Annotated in this window: 3 protein-coding genes, 1 tRNA gene and 1 rRNA gene; 1 reads left to right on the top strand and 4 read right to left on the bottom strand. The window is 69.6% G+C overall.

Annotated features, from left to right (window positions below; translation table 11 throughout):
• Window positions 1-222: 222 nt before the first annotated feature.
• A complete protein-coding gene (locus SY2F82_RS09910; RefSeq protein WP_200418586.1) occupies window positions 223-5,682 on the bottom strand; it encodes a HAMP domain-containing protein in 5,460 nt (1,819 codons plus the stop codon).
• Window positions 5,683-6,058: 376 nt separating this feature from the next.
• On the opposite strand from SY2F82_RS09910, the gene SY2F82_RS09915 reads away from it, so the two are divergent.
• On the top strand, window positions 6,059-8,806 hold the full coding sequence (locus SY2F82_RS09915; RefSeq protein WP_200418587.1) for a SpoIIE family protein phosphatase: 2,748 nt from the start codon (window positions 6,059-6,061) through the stop codon (window positions 8,804-8,806).
• Window positions 8,807-8,873: 67 nt separating this feature from the next.
• On the opposite strand, the gene SY2F82_RS09920 is transcribed toward SY2F82_RS09915, so the two are convergent.
• The 3 genes from SY2F82_RS09920 to rrf form a co-directional block, all read right to left on the bottom strand.
• Window positions 8,874-8,946 (bottom strand) — tRNA-Thr (locus SY2F82_RS09920).
• A gap of 87 nt (window positions 8,947-9,033) precedes the next feature.
• Complete coding sequence (locus SY2F82_RS09925) at window positions 9,034-9,696, bottom strand: DegT/DnrJ/EryC1/StrS aminotransferase family protein (protein WP_200418656.1); 663 nt, start codon at window positions 9,694-9,696, stop codon at window positions 9,034-9,036.
• Between the two features lie 112 nt (window positions 9,697-9,808).
• Window positions 9,809-9,925 (bottom strand): 5S ribosomal RNA (gene rrf, locus SY2F82_RS09930).
• Window positions 9,926-9,928 lie beyond the last annotated feature (3 nt).

Here is a 9,928-nt window from a genome sequence, read left to right on the forward strand (position 1 = left end):
GGCGCCGCCCCAGGGGACGACTCCCTTGCGCCGCCCGTCCTTGTGCCGGTCATCGTAGCCGCACCCCGCCCGTCGCCACACCCTGTCACCGCGATGTCACTGTGCACATAGCAGAAACGCGGCAGGAGACCAGAAGGTTCCCCGCACACCGCACTTCTACACGGCTCTCGCCACGCTCAGTCGGCGACTCCGCGTGAACAGCAGCCGTTCTCCGCCATCCCTTCACTCCGCGCGCATCCACTGTTCCATCACCGAAAGAAGATGATCGGGATCGACCGGCTTGGTCACATAGTCGGATGCACCCGACTCGATGGCCTTCTCCCGGTCGCCCTTCATCGCCTTCGCCGTCAGGGCGATGATCGGCAGCCCCGCGAACTGCGGCATCCGCCGGATCGCGGTGGTCGTGGCGTACCCGTCCATCTCCGGCATCATGATGTCCATCAGGACGACCGCGACGTCGTCGTGCTGTTCCAGGACCTCGATGCCCTCACGGCCGTTCTCGGCGTACAGCACCGACAGACCGTGCTGCTCAAGGACGCTGGTCAGCGCGAAGACGTTGCGGATGTCGTCGTCGACGATCAGCACCTTCTCGCCGTCGAACCGCACGCCCTGCCGCGGCAGCACGCCCCCCTGAGGCTCGCCGCCGACCTGGTCCTGGCCCATTCCGCCCCGGCCCGCGGTCACGGCCCTGCGGCGGCGCCGGAAGAGCGCCGCGGGACCGTTCTGGGTCTCCTGGTACGACTTCACCTCGGCCGGGGTCTCGATGTCCGGCGCGGACAGCTCGGCCTCGGAGGCCAGCAGCTCACCGGCCTCCAGGGTGGGCGCGAGCTGCGAGTAGCCGTGCGGCGGCAGCTCACTCGGGTGCAGCGGCAGGTACAGGGTGAACGTCGAGCCGCGGCCGGGCTCGCTCTGCGCATGGATCTCACCGCCGAGCAGCCGGGCGATCTCCCTCGAGATGGACAGCCCGAGCCCCGTACCGCCGTACTTGCGGCTGGTGGTGCCGTCGGCCTGCTTGAACGCCTCGAAGATCACCCGCATCTTGCTCGCCGGGATGCCGATGCCGGTGTCGGCCACCGAGAACGCGATCATCTCCGCGTCCGCGTCCCGCAGCGAACCGGCCTCCAGGAGCTGCTCCCGGATGGCCATCGGGACGTCGCCGCCCGCAGGCCGGATGACCAGTTCCACGGCCCCGGTGTCGGTGAACTTCACCGCGTTGGACAGCAGGTTGCGCAGCACCTGCAGCAGCCGCTGCTCGTCGGTGTGCAGCGTGGCGGGCAGCTCCGGCGACACCCGGACCGAGAAGTCGAGGCCCTTCTCCGCGGTCAGCGGCCGGAAGGTGGCCTCCACGTAGTCCACCAGCTGGACGAGCGCGATCCGCGTCGGGGAGACGTCCATCTTGCCCGCCTCGACCTTCGACAGGTCCAGGATGTCGTTGATCAGCTGGAGCAGGTCCGAGCCCGCGCCGTGGATGGTCTCGGCGAACTCCACCTGCTTCGGCGAGAGGTTGCCCTCGGCGTTGTCGGCCAGCAGCTTGGCCAGGATCAGCAGCGAGTTGAGCGGCGTGCGCAGCTCGTGCGACATGTTGGCCAGGAACTCGCTCTTGTAGCGCATGGACACCGCGAGCTGCTCGGCGCGCTCCTCCAGGACCTGCCGCGCCTCCTCGATCTCGGTGTTCTTGACCTCGATGTCGCGGTTCTGCTGGGCCAGCAGCTCGGCCTTCTCCTCCAGTTCGGCGTTGGACGCCTGGAGGGCCTTCTGCCGCTGCTCCAACTCCTCCGACCGCAGCCTCAGTTGCTCGGTCAACTCCTGCGACTGCTTCAGCAGCACCTCCGTCTTGGTGTTGACGGAGATGGTGTTGACGCTGGTCGCGATCATCTCGGCGATCTGGTTCAGGAAGTCCTTCTGGATCTGCGTGAACGGCGTGAAGGACGCCAGCTCGATGACGCCGAGCACCTTGCCCTCGAAGAGCACCGGAATGACGATCACCTGGGCGGGCGGCGCCTCCCCGAGCCCGGAGGAGATCTTCAGATAGCCGCTGGGGGCGTTCTCCACCAGGATCGTGCGCTTCTCCATGGCCGCCGTCCCGATCAGCGCCTCACCCGGCCGGAACGACGTCGGCATGGAGCCCATCGAGTAGCCGTAGGAGCCCAGCATGCGCAGCTCGTACTGGTCGTCGTTCTCGGCGCTCACGTCCTGGCCGTCGACCAGCGGCATCGCGACGAAGAACGCGCCGTGCTGCGCGGAGACCACCGGCGTCAGCTCGCTCATGATCAGCGAGGCCACGTCCTCCAGGTCACGGCGGCCCTGCATCAGCGCGGAGATACGGGCCAGGTTGCCCTTGAGCCAGTCCTGCTCCTTGTTCGCGATCGTGGTGTCGCGCAGGTTGGCGATCATCTTGTTGATGTAGTCCTGAAGCTCCTGGATCTCCCCGGAGGCGTCCACGTCGATCTTCAGGTTGAGGTCGCCGCGCGTCACCGCGGTCGCCACGCGCGCGATGGCGCGCACCTGCCGGGTCAGGTTCCCGGCCATCTCGTTCACGGACTCCGTCAGGTCCCGCCAGGTGCCGTCGACGTCCCGCACGCGTGCCTGGCCGCCGAGCTGACCCTCCGTACCCACCTCGCGGGCGACGCGCGTGACCTCCTCCGCGAAGGAGGACAGCTGGTCGACCATCGTGTTGATGGTGGTCTTCAGCTCCAGGATCTCACCGCGCGCGTCGATGTCGATCTTCTTGGTCAGGTCGCCCTTGGCGATGGCCGTGGTCACCATGGCGATGTTGCGCACCTGACCGGTCAGGTTCGACGCCATCTGGTTCACGGACTCCGTGAGGTCCTTCCACGTGCCGGCCACGCCCGGAACGTAGGCCTGGCCGCCCAGGATGCCGTCCGTGCCCACCTCGCGGGCCACCTTGGTGACCTGGTCGGCGAACGAACTCAGCGTCTTCACCATCGTGTTGAAGGTGTCGGCGAGCTGCGCGACCTCGCCGCGCGCCTCGATCGTCACCGTCCGCGTCAGGTCACCGTTGGCCACCGCCGCCGCGACCTGGGAGATGTTCCGCACCTGCATGGTCAGGTTGTTGGCCATGAGGTTGACGTTGTCGCTGAGGTCCTTCCAGATGCCCGTGACTCCCGGGACGTGCGCCTGACCGCCCAGGATGCCCTCGGTGCCCACCTCGCGGGCCACGCGCGTCACCTGCTCGGCGAACGACGACAGCTGGTCCACCATCGTGTTGACGGTGGTGACCAGTTCGAGGATCTCGCCCTTGGCGTCGACGGTGATCTTCTTGGACAGGTCGCCCTTGGCGACCGCGGTCGTGACCTCGGCGATGTTGCGGACCTGCATGGTCAGGTTGTTCGCCATGCCGTTCACGGACTGCGTGAGGTCCTTCCAGGTGCCGGAGACGCCCTGCACCTCGGCCTGACCGCCCAGGATGCCCTCCGTACCGACCTCACGGGCGACGCGCGTGACCTCCTGAGCGAACGACGACAGCTGGTCCACCATCGTGTTCAGCGTGTTCTTCAGCTCGAGGATCTCCCCGCGCGCGTCCACGGTGATCTTCTGGGACAGGTCACCGCGCGCCACGGCGGTCGCGACCTGCGCGATGTTGCGCACCTGCGCGGTGAGGTTGCCCGCCATGCCGTTCACGGAGTCCGTCAGGTCGCGCCACACACCGGCCACGCCCGGCACCTGAGCCTGACCGCCCAGCCGGCCCTCCGTGCCCACCTCGCGGGCCACCCGCGTCACCTGCTCGGCGAAGGCGGAGAGCTGGTCGACCATCGTGTTGATGGTGTTCTTCAGCTCGAGGATCTCCCCGCGCGCGTCGACGTCGATCTTCTGCGACAGATCGCCGCGCGCCACGGCCGTCGTCACCTGCGCGATGTTGCGCACCTGACCGGTCAGGTTGGAGGCCATCGAGTTGACGGAGTCGGTGAGCTCCTTCCACGTGCCCGACACGCCGTCCACGCGGGCCTGACCGCCCAGGCGGCCCTCCGTTCCCACGTCCCGGGCCATGCGGGTCACCTGGTCGGCGAAGCTCGACAGCTGGTCCACCATCGTGTTCACGGTGTTCTTCAGCTGGAGCATCTCGCCGGAGACGTCCACGGTGACCTTCTGCGAGAGGTCGCCGTTGGCCACCGCCGTCGTCACCTGCGCGATGTTGCGGACCTGACCGGTGAGGTTGCGGAAAGCGGTGTTGACGGAGTCCGTCAGGTCCTTCCACGTACCGGCCGCGCCCGGCACCTGCGCCTGGCCGCCCAGCTCGCCCTCGACGCCGATCTCCCGCGCCACGCGCGTGACCTCGGCACCGAACGCCGACAGCTGGTCGACCATGCCGTTGACGGTGTTCTTCAGCTCGAGCATCTCGCCGGCCACGTCGACCGTGACCTTCTGCGACATGTCGCCGTTGGCCACCGCCGTCGTCACCGCGGCGATGTCCCGGACCTGGGTGGTCAGATTCCGGAAGACCGTGTTCACCGAATCGGTGAGGTCCTTCCACGTTCCCGCCGCACCCGGCACGTTCGCCTGACCGCCGAGCTGCCCCTCGGCCCCCACCTCGTTGGCCACGCGCGTGACCTCGTCCGCGAAGATCCGCAGCGTCTCGGTCATCTGGTTGATCGTCTCGGCGAGGCGCGCGACCTCGCCGCGCGCCGGCACGGTGACCTTCTGCGACAGGTCACCGTTGGCGACGGCCGTGGTGACCTGGGCGATCCCGCGCACCTGGGCCGTCAGGTTGCCGGCCATCACGTTCACCGAGTCGGTGAGGTCCTTCCACACCCCGGCGACGCCCGGCACCTGCGCCTGGCCGCCCAGGATGCCCTCCGTGCCGACCTCGCGGGCCACCCGCGTCACCTCGGACGAGAAGGCCGACAGCTGCTCCACCATCGTGTTGACGGTGTTCTTCAGCTCCAGCATCTCGCCGGCGACATGCACCGTGACCTTGCGCGACAGATCACCCTTGGCGACCGCCGTCGTCACCAGCGCGATGTCCCGCACCTGCGCGGTCAGCCGGTACGCCATCGTGTTGACCGACTCCGTCAGGTCCTTCCACGAACCGGACATACCACGCAACCGGGCCTGCCCGCCCAGCTTGCCCTCGGTGCCCACCTCGATCGCGACCCGCGTGACCTCGTCGGTGAACGTCGACAGCTGGTCGACCAGATTGTTGACGGTACGGGCGACCTTCAGGAACTCGCCGCGCAGCGGGTGCCCCGTCCCCTCCGGACCCGGCGCCCGCAGCTCCATGCGCGGCGACAGATCGCCCTCGGCCACCGCGGACAGCACCCGGCTGACCTCGGAGACCGGCCGGACGAGATCGTCCACGAGCGCGTTGGACGCCTCGATCGCCGACGCCCAGGAACCCTCACAGGCACCCGTCTCCAGCCGCTCGGTGAGCTTGCCCTCACGGCCGACCACACGCCGCACCCGCGCCAGCTCACCGGTCAGATGCAGGTTCCGGTCGGCCACCTCGTTGAAGACGGCGGCGATCTCGGACATGACCCCGTCACCGGAGACGGTCAGCCGCTTGCGGAAGTTGCCGTCCCTCATCGACACCAGGGCCGCCAGCAGCCGGTTCAGGGCCGCCGTGTCCACGGCGGTGGTTCCGCCGCGCCCCGCGCGTTGGTTGCCCAGGGACTGTCCGCCTTTCGCGCGCGTCTTCGTGCCACGCGTCGCTGCGCCAGACTCCACTGTGTCCCTCCCGCAGGGATCGACCTTCACTGCTGTGCTCAGGGGTACTGCTCGACGTAACGGTTACCGATGCGTAGTCCTGCCCGATCCGGCCAGGCACACGCGCGTGCTCCTGCCCGGCGTGGCGTAAGACACTCGGCCCGCCGGACCTTCTCCTAGAAGCTTGCCCAGTGTTTCACCATGCCGGAACCAGGCCATAACAGTTCGGCAGCTTCGCACACGCTCCGCACACCCTCCGGACGTAAACACACGCGACCGGCATCCGCATGGACGGCGAAGGTAAGTAACCTTGCATGCGGCTGTCCAGCCGCAGCGGTCGACCGGCCTGGGCGGTGGCACGAGCACGAGCGGGCAGGCATCGGAGGGGCGCCGCACCATGACCACCGGACTGCATCCCGGGGGACCACCCCAGGATCCCCGGCAGAGTGAGGACGAGCCACCGCCTCGGCAGGAGGGGGTCGGCCCGAAAGCCCTGCACGTCGAGAACCGGACGAGGAGTTCTGTGATCACCGCGCGCGCGGCCGCCAGCTTCGAGCCCGTCGGACGATCGGTCGCGAGCGCCCGGTCCTTCGTCCGCGACACCCTCCAGGGCTGGGGTTTCGCCGACATCGTCGACGACGCCGTGGTCCTCACCAGCGAGCTGGTCACCAACGCGGTCGTCCACGCGGGCACCGCCGCGGACGTCCTGTGCCTGCGCAGCGACGACGGCGTACGCATCGAGGTCGCCGACCGGTATCCGGAACGCGAGATCCCGCTGCAGTCGACCGCCGTCGACATGGGCAGCCCCGACCGGGAGGGCGGCCGCGGCCTGCAGCTCTGCGCCGCCCTGGCCGGCCGCTGGGGCGTGGAGTACACGCCCACGCACAAACAGGTCTGGTTCCAGCTCGACCTGCCCGAGCGCCCGGTCGGCACGCGCGCGGCGGGCCCCGCCCTCCCCGCCGACCTGCTGCCGCTCGCCGACGGCCGGGTCCGCGTCGCGGTCGTCCAGATCGACCGCTCCGGCTGCATCACCGCCTGGAACGAGGACGCGGAGGAACTGTTCGGCTACGCCGGGGAGCAGGTCACCGGCAAGCCGCTCACCGACCTCGCGGCCTGGCCGCACACCCCGGGCACCGGCACGGGCATCGCCGAGGCCCTCCAGCTCTCCCGCTGGGAGGGCAGCTACGGCATCCGCGGCGCCGACGGCCGCGTCCTCCCCGTCTACGCCTCCCACCTGCGCGTACGCGACACGGCGGGAGAGCCGTCCACGGTCTGTCTGCTGGTGCGCGACCATGAGCGGGCCGTCCTGCAGACCCCGCTGCGCGGCCCGGCGCCCGACACGACCACGACCACGGACGGCCAGACCGCGGACCCCTTCGAGGTCTTCATCGGCTCCCCCGCCCCCGACGACCTCGACGGCCTGCTGCAACGCACGGTGGAACGCGCCCGCGACATGCTCGACGGCGACGCGGCCTTCCTGCTGCTGGCCACCGACGACGAGACGGAGCTGGAGGTACGCGCCTCCACGGGCCTGCCCTCCGCCCGCCAGCGCTTCGCACGCGTCCCCGTCGAGGCCGGCCCCGGCCGCTACGGCTCGGCCCGCATGCCGGCCGTCCACGACGACCTGACGGCCGTACCGGGCGCGGTCCCGCTGCTGAACGGCACCGGTATGCGCTCGGTGGTGACGGTCCCGCTGAAGGTCGAGGGCCGGCTCACCGGCTCCCTCGGCGTGGCGGCCGAGGCGCCCTCCCGGTACTCCAACGAGGAAGCGCTGCGCCTGCAGTTCGCGGCCGACCGCATCGCCCTCGCCGTGGAATCGGCCCGCCTGGGCGAGCTGGAACGCCTGCGCCGCGGCTCCCTGAGCTTCCTCGTGGAGGCCTCCGACCTCCTCGCGGGCACCCTGGACCGCGACCAGACGCTGGCGCTGATGGCCCAGATGACGATCCCGACCCTGGCCACCTGGTGCGCGGTCTACACGATCGCCGATCAGGCCTCGGAGCCGTACCTGTCGTACGTCCTGCACGAGGACGAGGACCGCATCGACGGCCTCAAGGCCCTCCTGTCCAAGATCCCGCCCCCGGAGCCGATCCCCACACCGGGCGCCCGCATCTGGACGGCGCCCGGGGAGGCGGCCCACCAGGCGGCCCTGCGCACCTCCATGCGGAGCCTCGGCCTCGGCGAGCCCGCGACGGTCAGCTCCGGCATCGGCACCACGCTGGCGACGGCCTCGGCGGTGGGAGGCGAAACGGTCGTACTGCCGCTGGTGGCCCGCAACCGCGTCATCGGCATGCTGACGCTGGGCAAGCCGACGGACGAACACTTCCGGCAGGAGATCCTGGAACTGGCCGAGGACTTGAGCCGCCGGGCCGCCCTCGCCCTGGACAACGCCCGGCTGTACTCGGAGCGCACGGCCATCAGCCAGTCCCTCCAGCGCAGCCTGCTCCCGCCGGGACTGCCGCAGATCGACGGCGTCGAGGTGGAGGTCATCTACCGCGCGGCCGGCGAGGGCAACGAGGTCGGCGGCGACTTCTACGACCTCTTCCCGATCCGCGACGGCGCGTACGGCTTCGCCATCGGCGACGTGTGCGGTACGGGACCGGAGGCCGCCGCGGTCACGGGCCTGGCCCGCCATGCCCTGCGCCTGCTGGCCCGCGAGGGCTTCGGCGGCCCCGCCGTCCTGGAGCGCCTGAACTCCGCGATCCTCGACGAGGGCGCCCGCAGCCGCTTCCTGACGCTCCTCTACGGCGAGTTGTGGCCGCAGGAGGACGGCAGCGCCGTGCTGAAGGTGGTGTGCGCCGGCCATCCGCTGCCGCTCCGGCTGCGCCAGGACGGCACGGTGGAGCCGGCGGCCGAACCGCAGCCGCTCCTCGGCGTCATGGAGGACCTGGAGCTGTACGAGCAGACGGTGACGCTCGACCCGGGCGACGTCCTGCTGTGCGTCACGGACGGCGTCACGGAACGCCGCGAGGGTCGGCGCATGCTGGGCGACGACGGTCTCGCGGATGTGCTGACCACCTGCACGGGCCTGACGGCGGGCGCGGTGGCGGCCCGCATCATGCGCGCGGTGGAACGCTTTGCCTCCGACGCCCCATCGGACGACATGGCGATTCTGGCGATGCGGGTCCCGGGCCTTCCCAAGGAATGAGGGTCCGGGACATGGATCCCGGACATAAGAGAAAGGCCTCGCCCTGGTGGGCGAGGCCTTTTCTTCGAGCCCCCAAACGGAATCGAACCGTTGACCTTCTCCTTACCATGGAGACGCTCTGCCGACTGAGCTATAGGGGCTTGTCGCGCTTTTTGAGGTTTCCCTCGCGGCAACGGGATAGATCATACCCCGAACTGACGTGTGCTCCCAACCATCGGGGCACCGGTTCAGAAAGCGGGTTGCAGCAGTCCGCCCAGGGCGTTGCACGCGGAGACGATCCTGTTCATCTCACGCTTGGTCAGGGAAGCGTCCACTGGAAGCGAGAGCGTCTCGTCGGCGGCCCGCTCGGTCTCCGGCAGATGCACGTCGCGCCGGAACCTGGGCATACGGTGCACGGGCGTCTTCACCGGAACCCGGCACTCAACTCCCCTGGCGCGCAAGGCTCCTGCGAAGGCATCGCGGTCGGGCCGACCGTTCCCCGGCACCCGCACGACGTACTGCTGATAGGTGTGGCCGCCGCCGTCCTCGGGCGTGCGCACGCCCCGCAGTCGCCTGTCGAGGTAGGCCGCCCGTTCCCGCCGCTGCGCCACCTCGGCGTACGGCGTCTCGGACTCGCCCTGCTCCAGCACCAGCAGACCGTGCCCCTGCCCGACCTCGTGAAGCGCGGCGACATCGGCCGGCCGGCCGAAGCGGTGCACGACGACGACCGCGACGGTCTCGGAGGTCACCACGGCCTTCACGGCCGCCGCGTCCAGGCAGTACGTCGCCGGGTCTATGTCCGCGAAGACCGGCGTCGCACCCACCGAGGCCACGGCCTCGGCCACCTCGACGTTGCCGAACGCCGGCACGATGACCTCGTCGCCGCGGCCGACACCTGCGGCCGTGAGCATTCCAGCAGTACCCATGGCTGGGATGCTGGTCCGGCCACGTGAACGCAAAGTGACGCGCAACGCAAAAGAGCGGGTCCCTGAACCGAAGTTCGGGGACCCGCTCTGAAGAATTGTTCGGCGGTGTCCTACTCTCCCACAGGGTCCCCCCTGCAGTACCATCGGCGCTGTAAGGCTTAGCTTCCGGGTTCGGAATGTAACCGGGCGTTTCCCTCACGCTATGACCACCGAAACA

This window comes from Streptomyces sp. Y2F8-2 (genome assembly GCF_014905555.1).
In the GTDB taxonomy this organism is placed as follows: domain Bacteria; phylum Actinomycetota; class Actinomycetes; order Streptomycetales; family Streptomycetaceae; genus Streptomyces; species Streptomyces cynarae.